This is a genomic window from Flavobacterium azizsancarii (genome assembly GCF_027980145.1).
Classification (GTDB): domain Bacteria; phylum Bacteroidota; class Bacteroidia; order Flavobacteriales; family Flavobacteriaceae; genus Flavobacterium; species Flavobacterium azizsancarii.
The window spans coordinates 93,595-111,728 of the sequence record NZ_JAMZNK010000001.1; the positions used below are offsets into that span (position 1 = coordinate 93,595).

General features: G+C 33.9%; 18 protein-coding genes and 1 pseudogene. 2 read left to right on the plus strand and 17 right to left on the minus strand.

Annotation, left to right across the window (positions count from 1 at the left end; translation table 11 throughout):
• Positions 1-18: 18 nt before the first annotated feature.
• From NJT12_RS00535 to NJT12_RS00580, 9 genes and pseudogenes are all read right to left on the minus strand, one after another.
• On the minus strand, positions 19-747 hold the full coding sequence (locus tag NJT12_RS00535) for a hypothetical protein (protein WP_271333971.1): 729 nt from the start codon (positions 745-747) through the stop codon (positions 19-21).
• Between the two features lie 523 nt (positions 748-1,270).
• A pseudogene (gene tnpA, locus NJT12_RS00540) lies at positions 1,271-1,731 on the minus strand (IS200/IS605 family transposase).
• Positions 1,732-1,917: 186 nt separating this feature from the next.
• A complete protein-coding gene (locus NJT12_RS00550; RefSeq protein WP_271333973.1) occupies positions 1,918-3,357 on the minus strand; it encodes a nucleoside recognition domain-containing protein in 1,440 nt (479 codons plus the stop codon).
• Between the two features lie 319 nt (positions 3,358-3,676).
• A complete protein-coding gene (locus NJT12_RS00555; protein ID WP_271333974.1) occupies positions 3,677-4,750 on the minus strand; it encodes a winged helix DNA-binding domain-containing protein in 1,074 nt (357 codons plus the stop codon).
• 64 nt (positions 4,751-4,814) lie between these two features.
• Complete coding sequence (locus tag NJT12_RS00560) at positions 4,815-5,528, minus strand: 3'-5' exonuclease (RefSeq protein WP_271333975.1); 714 nt, start codon at positions 5,526-5,528, stop codon at positions 4,815-4,817.
• A gap of 128 nt (positions 5,529-5,656) precedes the next feature.
• The gene (locus NJT12_RS00565) at positions 5,657-6,133 is read right to left on the minus strand and encodes a methylated-DNA--[protein]-cysteine S-methyltransferase (RefSeq protein ID WP_271333976.1); all 477 of its coding nucleotides are present in this window, start codon (positions 6,131-6,133) and stop codon (positions 5,657-5,659) included.
• 219 nt (positions 6,134-6,352) lie between these two features.
• Positions 6,353-7,177, minus strand: coding sequence for an SDR family oxidoreductase (locus tag NJT12_RS00570; RefSeq protein WP_271333977.1), 825 nt, complete (start codon positions 7,175-7,177; stop codon positions 6,353-6,355).
• A 112-nt stretch (positions 7,178-7,289) separates the two neighbouring features.
• Positions 7,290-7,739 carry a GNAT family N-acetyltransferase gene (locus tag NJT12_RS00575; RefSeq protein WP_271333978.1) on the minus strand — a complete coding sequence of 150 codons (450 nt, stop codon included), beginning with the start codon at positions 7,737-7,739 and terminating at the stop codon, positions 7,290-7,292.
• Positions 7,724-8,626, minus strand: a complete 903-nt coding sequence (locus NJT12_RS00580) for a LysR family transcriptional regulator (RefSeq protein ID WP_271333979.1) — start codon at positions 8,624-8,626, stop codon at positions 7,724-7,726. Before NJT12_RS00580 ends, NJT12_RS00575 begins: the two co-directional genes overlap by 16 nt.
• Positions 8,627-8,772: 146 nt before the next feature.
• Here NJT12_RS00580 and NJT12_RS00585 point away from each other — a divergent pair, with 146 nt between their 5' ends.
• On the plus strand, positions 8,773-9,168 hold the full coding sequence (locus NJT12_RS00585; RefSeq protein ID WP_271333980.1) for a rhodanese-like domain-containing protein: 396 nt from the start codon (positions 8,773-8,775) through the stop codon (positions 9,166-9,168).
• 57 nt (positions 9,169-9,225) lie between these two features.
• Here the strand turns inward: NJT12_RS00585 and NJT12_RS00590 are convergent, their stop codons facing one another.
• Genes NJT12_RS00590 through NJT12_RS00605 form a run of 4 tightly spaced genes read right to left on the minus strand, consistent with a single transcriptional unit; the run spans position 9,226 to position 14,410 of the window.
• On the minus strand, positions 9,226-10,092 hold the full coding sequence (locus NJT12_RS00590; RefSeq protein ID WP_271333981.1) for a tetratricopeptide repeat protein: 867 nt from the start codon (positions 10,090-10,092) through the stop codon (positions 9,226-9,228).
• A 38-nt stretch (positions 10,093-10,130) separates the two neighbouring features.
• Positions 10,131-12,524 (minus strand): M28 family peptidase, encoded by a 2,394-nt coding sequence (locus NJT12_RS00595; RefSeq protein WP_271333982.1) that lies wholly within the window; start codon positions 12,522-12,524, stop codon positions 10,131-10,133.
• A 12-nt stretch (positions 12,525-12,536) separates the two neighbouring features.
• A complete protein-coding gene (locus NJT12_RS00600; RefSeq protein ID WP_072957263.1) occupies positions 12,537-12,884 on the minus strand; it encodes a hypothetical protein in 348 nt (115 codons plus the stop codon).
• A complete protein-coding gene (locus tag NJT12_RS00605; RefSeq protein WP_271333984.1) occupies positions 12,881-14,410 on the minus strand; it encodes a bifunctional GNAT family N-acetyltransferase/carbon-nitrogen hydrolase family protein in 1,530 nt (509 codons plus the stop codon). Before NJT12_RS00605 ends, NJT12_RS00600 begins: the two co-directional genes overlap by 4 nt.
• 176 nt (positions 14,411-14,586) lie before the next feature.
• Here NJT12_RS00605 and NJT12_RS00610 point away from each other — a divergent pair, with 176 nt between their 5' ends.
• Positions 14,587-14,919: a single-stranded DNA-binding protein gene (locus NJT12_RS00610; RefSeq protein ID WP_271333985.1), complete on the plus strand. Its 333-nt coding sequence runs from the start codon at positions 14,587-14,589 to the stop codon at positions 14,917-14,919.
• Between the two features lie 97 nt (positions 14,920-15,016).
• Here the strand turns inward: NJT12_RS00610 and NJT12_RS00615 are convergent, their stop codons facing one another.
• The 4 genes from NJT12_RS00615 to NJT12_RS00630 form a co-directional block, all read right to left on the minus strand.
• Complete coding sequence (locus NJT12_RS00615; RefSeq protein ID WP_271333986.1) at positions 15,017-15,706, minus strand: DUF2461 domain-containing protein; 690 nt, start codon at positions 15,704-15,706, stop codon at positions 15,017-15,019.
• Between the two features lie 90 nt (positions 15,707-15,796).
• Positions 15,797-15,982, minus strand: a complete 186-nt coding sequence (locus NJT12_RS00620; protein ID WP_271333987.1) for a hypothetical protein — start codon at positions 15,980-15,982, stop codon at positions 15,797-15,799.
• 82 nt (positions 15,983-16,064) lie between these two features.
• The gene (locus NJT12_RS00625) at positions 16,065-16,583 is read right to left on the minus strand and encodes a ferritin (protein WP_271333988.1); all 519 of its coding nucleotides are present in this window, start codon (positions 16,581-16,583) and stop codon (positions 16,065-16,067) included.
• 93 nt (positions 16,584-16,676) lie between these two features.
• Positions 16,677-18,131, minus strand: a complete 1,455-nt coding sequence (locus NJT12_RS00630; protein ID WP_271333989.1) for a hypothetical protein — start codon at positions 18,129-18,131, stop codon at positions 16,677-16,679.
• Positions 18,132-18,134 lie beyond the last annotated feature (3 nt).

The window sequence follows — 18,134 nt, forward strand, 5'->3', positions numbered from 1 at the left end:
AGGGCTGTTTTTTGGAGTTTATTTGACAGAATGAAAGTCATCAAAGGACATTTTTTTCTGAAAGTAAGTCTTGTCTTTTTTCGAGAGTAATTGTTTTTTCCAGTTATTTCCTTTTAATCGAAAAACAATTGAATCTGAGTGCGAAACTGTTCCCATATTTTCATCATTATCGTCAGGTTCGAACGAAACTGTTTTGCAATAAAAAGATTCAGGATTTGTTTTTGCGCCAGGATTTTCAAATTCTACCCAACTTCCCCAACCGCTGTCAGACATCGTATACCATTCATGAACCAATTGGATATCATCGTTTTTTAAATAATACAAATAATGGTTTTGATTGTAGCCACAAGCAGGATATCCAAAAGTAATTTGGATAAAGGGTGAGTTTTTGGCGCTTTCTGTTCCTAATCCGAATATTGCTCCCCATTCTGATTCTTTATCAACTCCTTTGATTGTAATTTTTGATGTAGTTGTCTTGGTTTTATTCTGATAAAAATCAAGTTGGTATTTTGCAGTTACGATACTGTCTTTATCTGCTTTTTGACCTAAAAGATGTGCCAAAATATAATGGTCTTTGGATGTTTCTCCGTAATCAGAAATAGAAATTGTATCAGTTTTTAAGAAGTTATCTTTTGTGCTAATCATTTCTGTTTTAGCTCCAGGATTTTTATTTGTTATTTGTAATTCAGATTTCGGTTTCTGGCAACCAATTAAAAGCAATAAAATAGAAAGATATTGTGGTTTCATTAATTCGCAATATTTATTTGATGTTTGTTTAACAGGGATTAAAAAAATGAAATTTAAACTGTGTAAACCGGATTAAAATCCGGTTCTACAATATAATCCGTTCCTCCGGAACTCTGAAAAAGAGGTATTGGATCATTCGTGTTTTAACCGGATTAAAATCCGGCCCTATAATATAATCCGTTCCTCTGGACTCTGTAAAAAAAAAGCTATTGGCTCGATTGCTATTTTAGACCAGATTAAAATCCGGCCCTATAATGTAAGCCGTTCCTTCGGAACTTTGAAAAAAAAGCTATTGGCTCGATTGCTATTTTTAACCGGATTAAAATCCGGCCCTACAATATAATCCGTTCCTCCGGAACTCTGAAAAAAAAGCTATTTGCTCGATTGCTATTTTTAGACCGGATTAAAATCCGCCTGTATAATATAATCCGTTCCTCCCGAACTCCAAAAAGAGCCATCGGCTCGACCAATATTATAGGGCTGGACTTTAGTCCAGTTTAAAATGTATTACAATTTTATTGAATTATTTTAAATTTTCAAAAATATATCTTTCATCAAATTTGACATTGAATTTATCTAAAAATGATAAATATTCGTCTTTAAAGGTTTGTTTTTTATGATGTTCTTCCTGGTTCGCAATATATTTATAACCGGCATTAATGTGAGAGTGGCTGTAAGAGAAAACGTCATAGCCTTCCTGCCATTCAAATCTATATTGAGTTAATTGGTTATCATTAATAAATTTTGAAGATTTTCCTTTTACAATTTTCATCAATTCCGAAATTGAAATGGTAGGTTTTAAACTTAAAAGACAATGGACATGATCTTCTGTGCCATTTACAATTATTGTTTACAACCTGTTTCATTTATTAAATTTCCAATTACACTTAATATTTTAGACTTACATTCATTAGTAATAATTGCTTCTCTGTATTTTACGGCAAAAACTGCCTGGATATATACTTGATGGTAGGTATTTGACATTTTAAATTCATTACAATAACACAAAATATTCTTACAAAAAATATTTGTTTTGTATATTTTAAATCAGATTAAAATTAGATCCCACAATTTAAAACGTTCCTCCAAAACTCCAAAAAAGAGCTATCGGCTCGCCCCATATTATAGGGCTGGACTTTAGTCCAGTTTCACGTAACGAATAGATTTATATTAAAAAAACCAAGTCGCCACAAAAATCGCCGTAATAACACAAATAAGATCTACCAAAAGCATTGTGCCTAATGCGTATCGCGTATTTTTGATATTTACAGAACCAAAATAAACAGCAATTACATAAAAAGTGCTTTCGGCGCTACACTGAAAAATACTGCTTAGTCGTGCTGTTAAAGAATCTGCTCCAAACGTATTCATTGAATCAATCAGGAATCCACGGGATCCTGCAGAACTAAAAGGACGAAGCATTGCAACGGGTAAAGCATTTGTGATTTCCTTACTCACTCCCATATTCGAAAAAACAAACGCAATTGCATCACTGATAATTTCGAATAAACCGCTGTTTCTAAATAGAGAAATAGCGACTAACATTCCTAAAACGTAAGGAAAAATAGTAACACCGGTTTTAACTCCGTTATTCGCACCCACTACAAATGTCTCAAAAACAGTAGTATTGGCATCGGCAAATTTCTTTTCATGTTTAAATGAGAAAACCAATGTAAACCCAATAATACCAATTAATATTAACCCGGAAAGGTTAGAGGTAAAGTAGTTTTTTCCAATTAAATCCAAATGATTTACATACATCAGTAAACCAACAATGGCGGCAATTAATCCCATTAATACAATGACAAGAGAAGCACTTTTGAAATTGATTTTTTGTTTAATTCCCACAATCAAAAATGCTGCAATTGTACCAATGAAAGAGGTAATGATACACGGAAGCATAACATCAGCAGGATTAGTGGCGTTTGCAGCGGCGCGATATCCAATGATCGAAGTCGCGATTAATGTTAGGCCAGAAGCGTGAAGACACATAAACATAATTTGTGCATCACTCGCTTTGTCTTTGTCGGGATTTATTTCCTGTAAACTTTCCATGGCTTTCAGTCCAAATGGAGTTGCAGCCGAATCTAATCCCAGGAAATTAGCAGCAAAGTTTAAGGTCATGTAGGATATAGACGGATGATTTTTAGGAATACTTGGAAAAACTTTTACAAATACCGGACTCAATACTTTAGCTAATTTTCCTGATGCACCAGAAATGATTAAAAGTTCCATTAATCCACAGAAAAAAGCCAGGTAGGCAATAAGTGGTAAGATCAAATCGACCAAAGTACTTTTACACGTAGGTAATAATCCATCAGATTTTTGAAGACCGCTGAAAATTTTTACCGTTTTGTTTTTATAAACATAAGTTGTATCAGCATTAAGTGTGTCACGATTGATAATCATGGTTTGACTTGGTGCCTTTTTAATACTATCCTTGATAAAAGCAGGAAGTTCATGAATGTATTTTTCAGAGATTAAAACAGGATCATCTTTTTTTCCATTTATTACAGAATCAATAGTATAAGTATTGGCAGTAAATAGACTGACAACAATAAAAACAATCGAAGAAATAAAAATGACTAACCAGAATCTACTTAATACCATAATGCTATTTTTTTGTAAATGTAATTATTTAGCAATAAAATGCACAATGATTTTATTGGTGAAACCAGAAGTATTCAATTGAGAGTATATTTTTTTTAGCTATCAATTTAAATCTTATCGTAAATAATCATGTTATTAATATTTCGCCCCGATGGGGCTCGAAATCGAATTGTCAATTCTGTTTCTATAAATATAGCACTCCTAAAGGAGTTTACTTAAGATCAGGAGAACGGTATATTTAAAGAGTAATACTTGAAATCTTTGATATTAGCTTTAAAAGCTCCTTAGGAGCAATAGTTTGAAATTATAGAATAAAAATTTATTCAATAACAATTTTTGTTCCCAGATAGTTTTCAAAAGATTGAATCCCTGCAAAAAGAGCAGTCTTTTTTTCCTTTTCAGTTACATTAAAAAATTCCGTTTCTATTTTTGCATGATCTTTTTTAATTGTTCTTTTCCATGTTCCAATTACTTTTCCGTTTTCGAGAATAATGGGTTTAAAAATTCCGTTATTGGTAAAAGCTTTAGCCTGATGTTCTAGTAAAATTAAAGCTTCGCGGGTTTTATATGAAATTAAAATTTCATCAAAAGCAGGAAGAAAATGGATGCTTTCGCGGAAGTTGGTTTCATACGAAATATCTTTTCCAAACCAGTAAACTTGATTTTCAATCTCGACTGAATTCAATTGCAATTCAATTGCATTTATGGCCATTTTGCAGGTAGTTGGCGGAAAACCAGACCACCAAGAAAAGTCAAGAAGTGTAGCAGGGCCGTGGCTTTCGAAGTAACGTTTGGCTAATTTAGAAAGTGCTTCTTCTTTGGTTAATTTTATCGAAGGTCTCGTAACTCTTTCTTCAAGTAAGGCATACGTTATTTGCTTTCCTTTCATTTTTCCGTTACAAACCAAACCGTCCAATTCAGCATTCATCATAATAGCGGCACTCAAAAAATGTTCGCTTGACGTCTTTTTTATATTAAGTTGCTGCATGATTTCATCACGGGTCAGATGATTATTTCCTGCTAACATTTTTTCGATAGCCAGGTTAATCTGATCTAGTTTGTTGAGATCATAACCATATTTTTTGGCAGCTGAATTTGTAAATCGTTTGACTTGCGGAGCTGAGAGATCCAGCATCCAATAAATATCTTCTGTCGAAACAAAATGCCATGTTGGTCTAAGAATGTGAGTCCTGATAATTTTTGCAGAGTTTATAGCGTCTTCAATTGCTGCTTCAGTAGCCTCACATCTGGAACCAATCGCCCATTTTGCCATTGCATAATCCTGAGCCTGCATCGCGCCAAGATGACGAACTATTTCAACAGGAGAACTTGGGTTCGTTTCAAGAAGCTTTTGCGCAGCAAGACGGTGATGTGAAATTTCCTTATGCGTCATTATCTAAAGCATTAATTTTAAACTTTGAACCTTTGTGGCTATTTATCTTTGTACCTCCAAAAAACTATACATGAATAATTTCATCATCAATTAATAAATCTTCACGTCGCAAACGCAGGAAAACCTGAGCTACTGCAATCGTATCTTTCTCACAATAGGTTACAATTCGGTCAATATCTTTCTCGACATAAAAAACATGTCCCACCTGACTTCCGTCAATATCTCCTTTTGGAGAGGGAACACCAAGAATTTTGGTCAATAATTTTAGAGAGGTAAAGTGTTTGTAATCACCAAATTTCCATAATTCTAAAGTGTCTAAATGCGGAATCTCCCAAGGCTTTTTCCCAAATAAGTTCAATTTATCCGGAATTGCGATCTGATTGATAATCATGCGTCGGGCAATAAACGGAATGTCAAATTCTTTTGCGTTATGTCCGCACAAAAGATGTTGCGGATGATTAAAATGATTGTTTAATAAATTATTAAAGTCTTTTAGAATCTTTTTTTCATCTCCGAAGAACGAAGTCACACGAAAATTTCGAATATCTCCTTTGATGGTAAAATATCCAACAGAAATGCAGACGATCTTCCCGAATTCAGCCCAAATCCCTGCACGATCGTAAAATTCTTCCGGCGTAAACTCGTCTTTTCTTTGGTATTGCGTTTTATGGTCCCAAAGTGATTGCATTTCTACATCAAGCGAATTAAAGTCTTCTTCTTCCGGAACGGTTTCGATATCAAGAAATAGAATATTATTGAGGTTTATTTTTTCAATCATAGTTTTTAGTTTAACACGGATCACACGAATTGGCACAGATTAGTTTGAGCAAAACAATTACACGGACTTTCTGTTTTGTAAATATAAAGCTATAATTTTAATTCGTGTAAATCTGTGAAATTTGTGTTTTAAAATAAGCTCTGTTGCGCGCTTGGATTTTCATGTTCTAAAAGCCATTTCTTGCGAGATAATCCTCCTGCATACCCCGTTAAAGATCCATTTGTGCCAATTACCCTATGACATGGAACGACAATCCATAACGGATTTTTGCCATTGGCAGATGCAACGGCTCGAATTGCTTTTATATCGCCCAGTTTTTTAGTCTGATCCATATAACTAATGGTTTTGCCGTAGGGAATTTCTAATAGTAATTTCCATACTTTTTGCTGAAATTCAGTACCGCTGGGATTTAGTTTGAAGTCGAAATCAGTTCTTTTTTTATTGAAATATTCCTCTAGTTGCAAAACGGCTTTTTTTAAAACCTCCGGAATTTCTATAGAAACTTCGTTTGTATCAACATCTGAAACGGAAATTATAGCAACACCATCTTCATCTCCTACAATTTTGGTGATTCCTAAAGGTGAATTGATGTAAGCTGTTTCCATAAATTTTGATTTAACCGGGAAGGGCAATCCCGATAGCTATCGGGATAAGCAAAGTTCGCAAAGTTTTTTTTAAACCATCTAAGTTATATAAGTAAATTTAAGTTTGGATGTTTCTCGAAGAAACGATTGTCACCCTGAGCGGAGTCGAAGACTAATGAAAACGGGATGGACTTTTCTCCCTGAAGCTTTGGGATTACTCAGCCAGACATACAAAAGCTTTTAATAATTTTCTAACTTAAACAGATAACCTAAACTATCTTCAACTTTTTTGCTTGAAATAACCTTTTTGATGTTTGATTTTTCAATACTGAATGTTGGCAAAACCAGATTTTGTTTTTTTGCTTTTTGAGTATAATATTCCTCTCTTGTGGGATGAAAAGGAGCAACAGCATTAAAAACTTCATTCCATTTTGATTGGTTGATGATTTCTTCGATGATTGAAATACAATCATTTTGATGGATTAAGTTTACGGGAGCATCTGGGTTTTCCAGGTTTTCTTTCCCTGCCATAAATTTTACGGGATGACGATCTACTCCAATTAATCCGCCAAATCGCAAAATAGTAGTTTCGAAGTTTTGGTTTTTTTGTAAAATTCTTTCAGTTAAAAGTAATTGTTTACCGCTTTCAGTTTGCGGATTCGGAATCGTCTCTTCTGTAACATTTCCGTTTTCATCTCCATAGACAGAAGTGGAACTCACAAAAAGTACTTTTTTTACCGTTGATTTTTCGATAAACGGAATTAAAGTCTGAATCTTTTCTACGAAAATCTTTCGCGAAGAATTGGATGTATCAGTATTGTTTCCTCGCAATTTTGGAGGAATATCAATAATCAAGATCTCACTATTCGCTAAAAAATCATTGATGTTTTCTGAAACACTTTCGCTTTCAAGCTCCACCAAAAAAGGATTTGTTCCGGCATTTTCTAAAATCGAAAGTTTACTTTCAGAAGTTGTAGATCCGTTTATCGAATGTCCTTTCTCTATTAATTTTTTAGCTAAGGGTAAACCCAGCCAACCGCAGCCTAATATGCTTATTTGTGTCATTTTTTTTGAAGATTCAGAGGTTCAGAGGTACAGAGGTTCAAAGGGAAAAGTTAAACTTAAAAAACTTTTCTGTGCGACTCTTTGCCTTTGCGAGATTTTTTTAAATTGCTTTTTATAAATCGAGGAAAAAACAAATTTTCTCTTTTCCTTTTGCACCAATTCTGTTGTAAAATTTTATGGCTCTTTCGTTAAATTGAGGCGTTCTCCACTGTATATTATTGCAATTTTTCTCTTTTCCGATTTCTTTTAATTTATCGATTAAAACTTCACCAATACCATAATTTCTCGTTTCTTCTTCTAAAAACAAACAATCCATATAAATTATATCTCCGGCATACCAGGTTGAATAGGTGAAATTATAAGTAAGATATCCTACAATATCTTGATGAGCAGCAACAACTAAACAAAATTGTTTTGGCTGTAAAGAGAAAAATGCTTCTTTCAAACTTTTTTCTTTTCCTTCCGGCGAATAATCGGCTTTTTCATATTCAGCATGTTTTTGACATAAAATAATAAGTTTTGGTAAATCGGTTATTTCGCAATTTCTTATTGTATATTCCATTGTAGGTTGATTTCGTTTTGTAGAAAAGTGATGAAATGATGAAAATAGTCCGGATATTCCTGGTTTTCCCGAATAGCAATAAAGTGTTTTCGCTTTAAGCCGTTTTTGCCAATTTTGATGGCTTTTATCGGATTGTTTTTCAAATGTGGTAACAAGGCCCATTTTGCCATCGACATTACGCCCATATCTGCTTTAACCATTTCCAGAGAAGCTTCGGTCAATGGCAAAGGAGTGACTTTTCTGGGAGTAACTTTGGCTGGAGCCAAAATAAATTGATGAATGGTAACGGTTTCCATCGGAAGTGAATGAATTAATAGATGTTCGTTGACAAAATCTTCGGCAACGACATATTTTTTATTTGCCCACGCATGATTTTCAGAAACTGCCATCACAACTTCGTCCTGAAAGAGTTCAATATATTTGATGTTTTTGTCTTTGATCTGATCGCTGATGATCGCAATATCAATAACGTTTTCAAGTAATTTTTGTAATGGAATATGGGTCGCTTCGGTTACGATCTTTAAATCTACATTGGGATATAAAAGATGAAATTGCTTTAAAACCGGCGGAAGCCAATGATAACTCGAAAAACATTCCGTACTAATTCTAATTTCGCCGTATTCTCCATACACCATTTGCTTGATTTGAGATTCTGTTTGCGAAAGTTTATGGAGAATTTCATTCGCCAGTTCATAGATTTTTTCGCCTGCTTTGGTCAAAACCAGTTTTTTGTTTGTTCGCAGGAAAACAGGAGTTCCCAATTGGTATTCAGCTTCTTTGAGTTGGTGGCTCAACGCAGATTGCGTCAAATGCAATTTGTCAATTGCTTTGGTGATGCTTCCTTCTTCAACAATTGCTTTTATTAATCTTAAATGACGGATTTCCATTCTTTGGGAATTAGAATGCAAAGGAACAAAATTTTAGGATGGCTTTTCTATGAAAAAAAGTAATCAAGTGGATCAATTCTTTTCGTTTTTATGGGATATATAGTTGAGTTACATTTAAAAAATCATAACAATAAAGCGGTAATGAAATGGAAGCACAAATTAAACATTATGAAAACAAACTTGCCTTTGAAATGGATTCGTCTGATTTGTTTGACGCCTTGAATAACGGAGAGAGAATAATTGCTGTTGATGCCCGAAAAGCATTTGGTTTTGAAGCAGAACATATTCCATCAGCAATTAATATTCCGCATCGCGAAATGACGTTAGAAAGTACAAAACATTTAGATAGAGAGGTTTTGTATGTAACATATTGCGACGGAATTGGCTGTAATGCCTCAACAAAGGGTGCATTGAATATGGCGAAACTAGGCTTTAAAGTAAAAGAATTAATTGGCGGAATCGAGTGGTGGAAGTTCGATGGTTATGCCACAGAAGGTACAAATGGAGTAAAATCTGGACTGAAGATTGAATGTGCCTGTTAAACAAAAAGGGTAAACTTTACGATTGAACGTTTACCCTTTATATTTTAAAACTGGAATTTATTCGATTGTAATATTGTTTTCTGCTGCAATTTTCTTGAATATAGCTTCTTTATTTTCTTTTACCATTTTTTGATAAATAACTCCCATTAGCATTTCGGTATCTTTTGTATAGTCTGATTTGTCAGCAGTATAAATTCTGTGGGCAATGAAAATATCAGTAAGCGCTTTTTCATCATCATTTATGGCAAAATAGCTTTTTCCTGCACCAAAATATCCTTCGGCATTATCAGGCTGATAGTGTATTAGTTTTTCATAATACTCTATAGCGCTCTTAAAATCAGATTTTAAAGTATAAGCCACTCCAATGTTCATTAAGGCATATTCGCCTTCAGGATAAATATCCAGTGATTTTTTATAATATTTAATAGCATTATCATAATCCTCAAGTTGCCTGTAACAAACTGCAATGTCGTCGAGTGCCAAAACAAAATCAGGATCTTGTTTCAAGGCGATTTGCAAATTTTCGATGCTTGATTTATAGTTTTTGTTGCGCATAAAGCCTTTTGCAACCTGATAAGAGTTTTGTGCCTCTTTATTTTTGGAATCACTATAATAAATATCAGATTTGCTTTCAGCGGTTTTTGGTACTAAATCAGGGCAAGTTTTACCAATAGTGGCATCAGATTTTTGCAGCAGGCTTTTGATTCCTTCTACGGTATTTATTCCTTCTCGTACTTTAGCATCTTTATCATTCAAAACAACTTCTGACATTGAATTAGTCAGACAGTTTCTGTAAATTTCTTCGTTTATCTCTTTGCTTTTCTGTAAGCATGAGCAGGCTTTTTTTGCTATTTTTTCCTCTAAAGTCTGACTGTTAGCATTCAGGAAACTTGTGGCAATAAAAAGCAGGAAAATTTTCTTCATTTTGGTTTAGTTAGCTTTGGTTAATTCAGAAATGTTGATTACTCAGGTCTGACCACTGGTTTCAAACTATCTTTTGCAACAGCCGTACTGTCTTTTACTGCAGTTGCAGGTGTCAGGCTAGTTGCAGGTGCTGTATATTTTTTTATTTTTTGTTGAATCAATACGGCATCATTTAAAACAAATGGAGTTGGCATCATCCAGTCGCTTCTTGGTTTTATTTTTAGTAACGGATTTGTCATTAAATCGAAAGAACTTTCGATAAGATCCATATCAAAAATAGATGATTTATTGATGTAGAAATCCATTATAAGGGGTTCGTTGGCTACGACATAATAACATAGGATTTTTGATCCGTCACGCTCCAGACGATTTCCTTTTTGATCTGAAGTAGAAACACCATTAGCTTTAAAGTTGAAGAAAGTCATTTTAGGATTGGCATAAATATCATAACGATTTACCTTTCGGTTTGGAGATATTTTAATTTTTAAATACCTGTTGTTTCCTACAGTACTGTCTTTTAAGAAAGCAATCGTTGGTTTTTGAAGCTCAACAACCGGTGCGATTGCGCTGTATGTAAAACCGGAATTGTATTTACTCGTTAACGGAAGAGCATTTAAGCCAACTGCTTTTTGATTTTTTTCTCCCAAGTAACTTTTAGTCCATTCGTCTAAGTTTACATCATAAGTAGTCCAGACAGCTGAGTTTGTATTGGCATTATAAACGTATAATAAACTGTTTGATTTTGCTTCTCCGTGTTTATAACCAGAGTGATATCCTGCATAGATGAAAAATCCAATAGATACCGCAAAAAAGAACATTGTCCAGATTCCTTTTTTAAAGAAATCTCCAAATATAGGAAGCAATAATCCAAAAAGTAAAACGGTTAGAATCGCACTTCCAAAGAGAATTTTTAAGCCCAGTCCAATAGGGAACATCAAAATAAATGGTGCTATAATGGCTAAAGCAGGAATACTGAATAACAAGTTTATGCCTAAGCTATAATGTTGGGTGATGACAAAAATCCCGAAAAGGATTACTCCAAAATAAACCGGGATGATTAAGAAACCGGCGCCGGTTAAACTATTTGCCAGAAAGGCGTTAATGATAATCCAAAGTAGCAATGGAGCTACAAAGTGGTTCATTGTGATCTTTGCTTCTGAAAAATGATGATAAAATGCAAAAGAAATTGCAATACTTAGTGCAACAAAAGCACCAATGTAAGCATGACCATTATAAGTAAATCCGTTAAGGAGATCTGAATATTGCGGATAGATCTGAAGCAGGATTTTCCAGCCTAAAAAGGTAACTAATCCTGAAACAACGAGTGATCCCAAAAGTGGAACAAATCCTCTGAAAATTTCCCTAAAAGTAATGACACGCTTCGCTTTTCCAATAAAAATAAAAAGAATTAATAAGCCTAAAGCCACGATGGTCATTGGTATAACCCATGAAAAAGGATAACTAATGAATGAAAACGGAATGCTGAAATAAACATGGTCTTCCGTTGAATCTGTTGTTGTTAAATCAACATTCGAAAAATATTTTAACAATGGCATCAAATAAGTTCCCTGATGCGCCAATGTCGTTTTGCTTAAATGCTGAACATCGTCTTGTTGTGTGTGATAATTATAATGTCCGTCTATAAACGCAAAATTGAATCCCTGAATCTTGCCCTGCTCTCTAAAAACGGTAAGATCAGTATCGTTTGGCAGCATTTTGTAAATACTGTACATCAACGAATTCGAAACCGGATATTTAGTTTTTGCATTGGCAAATTCTTTTACAAGAGCTTCATTTCCTTTGTTGGTTTCCATCAGCATATAACTTGGTCCTGATGAACCTCTTGCTTCAAAGTTAATGACCAAACCAACGTCTTTTGCCCAGGGATGTTCGTTGACAAAAAGGGCTGCGCCATTTAATCCTAATTCTTCGGCATCAGAAAAAAGAATGATGATGTCATTTTTGTGTGGTTGTTTGGCGTATAAAAAAGCACGAATTCCTTCCAGAATTGTCGCTACTCCTGAGGCGTCATCGCTTGCGCCTTTAGAAAACGAATGTGGGGCACTATCATAATGTGATAATAGTAATAGTGCTTTTGTATTATTGGTCCCTTTTATACGGGCCAGAATGTTTTTAGATTTTACTAAAAGTCCTTTATCATTTAGGGTAAATCCTTCCTGAATAGAAGTCTCTAGTCCAATTCGGTTGAGTTCCAGTTTAAGATAATTGGCTACAAGTTCATGATTGGTTGAGCCAACATAGTGAGGTTTTTGCGCAATAATTTCGACCTGATTTAGTGCTCTCTCTGTCGAGAATTCTGCAAGTGCTTCTTCATCTTTCGAAATCCATTGAGGCATCATCGAGGCGTAGATTATACCAAGAATAGCTAGAATGCAGACTATGGCCAGAATTGAGGTGGGATTTTTTTTCATGATGAATACGTACTATATTTCTTTTTTAACAAGCATAAAATAATCATTGTCCAAAGAGCGATATCCTTGATCATACAGAAAATAGTAGGTATTTCCTGTTTTGGTCTGCAAGATATTGGTAAAGAAGTCGAAATCAAAGCCTTTGTTTATCATTTTTTCCCGAGTTGCTTTAGATTTTCCATCCATGTTAAGTTCAGACAAAATACGGTAATTTTTTCTTAATTTGTTGTTTACATTGCGCATGAAATTAGTGCTGTCCTTGTTTATCTTGTTATTGTAGGCATTTCGACAGCTGTCTGAACAAAACTTTTTGTCTTCTCTGCCTACTATTTTTTCGGAGCATTCCAGGCATGTTTTCATGGTTCTAGCTTTTTGATTTCATACAGGTCATGTCGCCTGTCCTTTAAGATTCGAACACTTCCATGTTCGTGAAGCTGTTTTAAGAGATTCAGATCAACATCAACAATCAGGGTCATTTCTGTATTTGGCGTTGCCTCAGCTTTTATACCATTACTGGGAAAAGCAAAGTCAGACGGCGTAAATACAGATGCTTGTGCATATTGAATATCCATATTGTTCACTTTTGGTAAATTACCAACACAACCTGCTATGGCTACATAACATTCGTTTTCGATTGCACGCGCCTGCGAGCAGTGTTTGACACGTGTATAAGCGTTTTGGGTATCTGTAAGAAAAGGTACAAACAAAATATTCATTCCTTCGTCAGACATTATTCTCGAGAGTTCAGGAAATTCGACATCATAACAAATTAAGATTCCAATTTTTCCGCAATCTGTGTCAAACGTCTTAAATTCAGATCCGCCTTTCATTCCCCAATGCTGCACTTCGTTTGGAGTAACGTGAATTTTGGTATACATTTCTGAAGTTCCGTCTCTTTTGCATAAAAAACCAACATTATATAAATTACCATTGTCTAAAAGAGGCATGCTTCCGGTAATAATATTGATGTTGTAAGAGATGGCGAATTCCTGGAAACGTTTTCTAATGGGGTCAGAATATCTCGCAAGTTCGCGAATGGCTTCAGCTTCGGATAAATGATTGTAATCAGCCATTAAAGGCGCGATAAAAAGCTCAGGAAACAAAGCAAAATCACTTCCATAACCTGAAACGACATCGATAAAAAATTCTGCCTGCTCAAAAAACTCTTCCAGATTATTTAGTTGACGCATTTGCCATTGAACCAATCCCAAACGAATAACGCTTTTTTCGAGATTAATAAGTTTTGGACTTTCATCATAATAAACATTATTCCATTCTAAGAGAACAGCAAATTCCTTAGATTCTTCATCGCCTTCCAGATAGTTTTTGATAATCCTTAAAACGTGAAAATCATTACTCAGCTGAAATGAAAGTACAGGATCATGTAATTCTTTATGTTTTACTTTATCAATATAATTTTTTGGCGTAAGCTTTTTAGAATGCTGGTTATAATTAGGGATTCTTCCTGCGAAAACAATAGCTTTTAAGTTCAATTGTTCGCAAAGTTCTTTTCTGGCATCGTACAAACGACGGCCCAAACGTAAACCTCGATAATTAGGGTGAATAAAAACATCGATTCCGTATAATATTTCTCCGTCAGGATTGTGTGTTGAGAATGTATAATCACCAATAATTTGTTTGTAATTATGTCTTTTATCGACTAATTTTTCATCTACAATAAGAGATAAAGCAGATCCTACAACTTTGTCATCAACTAAAATTACCAATTGGCCTTCAGGAAATATAGAAAGTAATTTTTCAATGTCTTTTTCTTTCCAATATGAATTTGCCATTTCGGGATATGACTCAATCATTGAATTTTTCAATTGTTTATAATCTTCTATTTCTAGATTTCGTAACTCGACTTTATTAATTTTTGTTTGCATTGTAGTATGATTTGTGTTAAAAATACGGAAAAAAATCCATTTACAAACGTTTACAAATAATTACAACCGAAAGTAATTAGTTGATAACCGAATAAGTTTTGCATTACATCTCATCTTTGCAATGTTGAATTTGATAATCGAATTCTTTATATATGAACATTTAAATATTATACGCCATGAATGCAATGAAAAACAGAGTACAATTAGTTGGTAACGTAGGTAACGACCCAGAAATTAGAACATTGGATAACGGAAGAAAATTAGCGCATTTGACTATTGCCACAAACGACAAATATACCAATGACAAGGGCGAAAAGGTTGAGCAAACAGAGTGGCATCGTGTAACTGCCTGGGGAAAAACGGCAGAAATTATCGAAAAATATGTACTAAAAGGCAAAGAAGTTGCCATTGAGGGTAAGCTGACCCACAGAAGTTATGACGATAAAAACGGTGAAAAGAAATATATTACCGAAGTTGTTGTCAATGAAATTCTTCTGTTAAGTAAATAGCGTTACGTTAAACTTGATATTCAAAAACCCGACAGGTTTTAATCCCGAGACTTCTGGATTAAAACCTGTCGGGTTTAAATTTTATGTTGAAATGTATTTATAAAACAGATGCGCCGTTAATATCAGTAGTGAGTACTTCGCTCATATAATCAAAAAAAGGTCTCATGTTTTTGCAGGTTTCTAAGGCTTGTTCCAGAAAAAGCGGACTTAGTACTTCGTCATCAGTAAAACGTTTAATGATCAAAAACTGTTTGTATCTAAGTAAGTCAATAGCTTTATGGGTGATATCAAATCCTTTTGGTGCTGTTTTAAGCTGTTCGCCTTGTAAAGTTCCAAAAGTTTTGACAAAAGATTTTGAACTCAATATTTTTTTCATCGGTTCAGAATCATGGGCAAATTCACTTCTTACACGTTTTAGATCTCCGGCATTTGGTCCCCAAAAACCACCGGCAAAAAAACTGTTTCCTTTTTCCAGATGAAAATAATAACCGCCGCGCCTTTGACTTGTTGCTCTTGTAAAACTGCCGCCCCAAAAGGTTTTAAAGGGAGTTTTGTCTTTAGAAAAACGAATGTCACGATAAATTCTATACACACTTTTTTTGCCCGAAGAAGTTTCTAAAACATCAGTTTTTGAAAGTTCATGAAGCAAAGCACCTGCAAAAGTTTCAATATGATTTAATTCTATTAAATAAGCAGGCTTATTGGCATCAAACCAAGGTTTATTATTGTTCTCTTTAAGTTGAGTCAAAAAATCAAGACTGGATTTGGGTATGATAATGTTTTCCATAATTAAATTTAGAATCTTTTTAAAATCAGAAGGCGATTAATTTAAACTAAAAACCCACCAAATTTGTTGGTGGGTTTTGTGTATATGTAGTTAAGCAGTTTTTTTGAATAAATCAAACATAGGACAACGTGAGCAGCGTTTCTTTTCACTTTTTTTGTATTTCTCACAGCAAGATGATTTGCAGTTTTCCAACTTTTTAATCTTGTCAAGGATAGCTGCGTTTTTCTTTTTCTTTTTATCCTTTTTCTTGTCCTTATCTTTTTCTTTCTTGCTCAATTTTCCTCCGTATTTAAAAACAGAAGCAAATATAAAAGAAAATAGTTATTTTTAAGTATTCTAAATAAACTTTAACTATTTTTTATTTAGGGTTAATTGCAATAGAACTTGTAACCGTTAATTGCTGAATATCACGGTCGAACAAATATAATCCACCTTTGTCATCTCCAATTAAGTTGATTTTATCAAGAATAGATTTTGCTGTTGCTTCTTCCTCAATTTGTTCTGCAACGTACCATTGTAAGAAATTATGAGTTGCGTAATCTTTTTCTAAGAAAGTAATGTGTACCAACTCATTGATAGATTCTGAAACAAAAATCTCATGGTTATAAAGAGCTTCAAACATTTCTTTAAAAGTAGAATAAGATGTTTTAGGTGCTTTTAGATCTGTAATCTGCGCGTGACCTCCGCGTTCGTTTACATACTTAACTAACTTAAGCATATGAGCGCGCTCTTCGTCTGATTGTGTGTACATAAATTGTGCGATTCCTTCTAATCCGTGTACTTCAGCCCAACAAGCCATAGAAAGGTAGGTTTGCGAAGATTCGGCCTCTATGCGAATTTGCTTATTTAAAGCTGACTCAATATTTTTTGATAACATAATAATGACTTTTTTGTAAAGTTAGAAAAAATTATCCATTCCTCTTTTTTGAAATCTAAAATCACAGGACATTTGGATTAATTCTCAATAAATTTAAGGTTTTTTAATAGGCAAAGAATTCGAAAAAATAGCTTTATTACTAATCGGGTTTCCGCTGTCTTCCCTAATAAAACCATCTGTAAACTTGCGAATAGTATATTGTTTTAAGGCTGTGTCATAATAGCTTAAAATATAATAATCTTTCAATTTAATTATATTCTTAAGTGCGGCATTTTTATTCATACTCAGGTAATAAAAGATGTTGTCGATCGCTAAAGGTGCAGATTTCTCAGTGGGTACAAAATCTAAGTCAGCGTTTAACATCGAATCAAAATACACCATTTTGCTTTGACGATATTGTACTTGTCTTTCAAAATTTTCAAACGAATTGTTTTGTCCATAATTAAAATCAGAAACGATATATTCCAGATATCCGCCAAATGTTATATAGCTGTTTTTATTGTTTTTAAAAACGGAAATCCCAACACTGAGATCCGATAATTGACTCAGGAATTTATTGGTTGTTTTTATCTCGCGGGGTTTATTATCGTTTGTCTGAGCGAATAAAGGCGAATTTTTGAAACGAATAGTATCTTTTTTTGAAACCGAAATGCTTTTAATCGTTTTTTCAGAATCAAAATCTTTTATAGCAAACAAAAGTTCCTGTTTGTTGGCTGTGATTTGAAAGAGTTTGTTTTCGCTATAAAATGAATTTGAGCTTTTAGATAAAATTTTAGAATCCGGCTGATTGAAATTTTTCTCTGTAATATCAGCAGTTCCCATATTTAGATCGAAAACTTGTGTCGTTTTTTGGTTATAATCAAAAGTCAAAATAATTCGATCTTCCAGAACGTAAAGTTTATTTATAGAAACAGCTTTGTCTAATGGATTGAAATCATCTGACTCCATTTTTTGAATTGGAAAATATCGAATCAATGAACTGAAAGTGAGGTTCTGTCCTCTTTCATTTTGAAAACGAAAAGCTGAAAAATCAAACATTTTTATCTCACATTTTCCATTTTTTAATTCATAAAGAAGAAGATGTTGGCTGTTTTTTTCCTTTCCGAGAATGTAGAAATTATTGTTTTTTTGAAACGTGGTAATTATATATTCATTGTTTTCAGGAATATTAAAATTTAGGGCCCGGGAAGTATTATTGTCCAGATAATATTTTATAATTTTTATGTTTTGTGATTTTCTGGAGCTCCAGTAAAGTGTTGGATTTCCGTCATCGCTTATGCTGCTGCCCAGTAAAGATCTGTCTTCTGCGTCTTTTATAGAATCAGTAAATTGATTTTTCAGGAAAAAAGATTTGCTGTATTTTAGAATGTTGATGTTTTTAGAATCGGATGCAAAAACATAGACATCGTGATTTTTTACATCTTCGGCACTTAAGATCTGACTGTTTTCGTCAATTCTTTTTAGATCTAACGGAAAAGAATTTAAGATTGTTTGACTTAACAATACTGATGGAGAGGCTAAAAGAAAAAAAAGAAGAAGTTTTTTCATGAG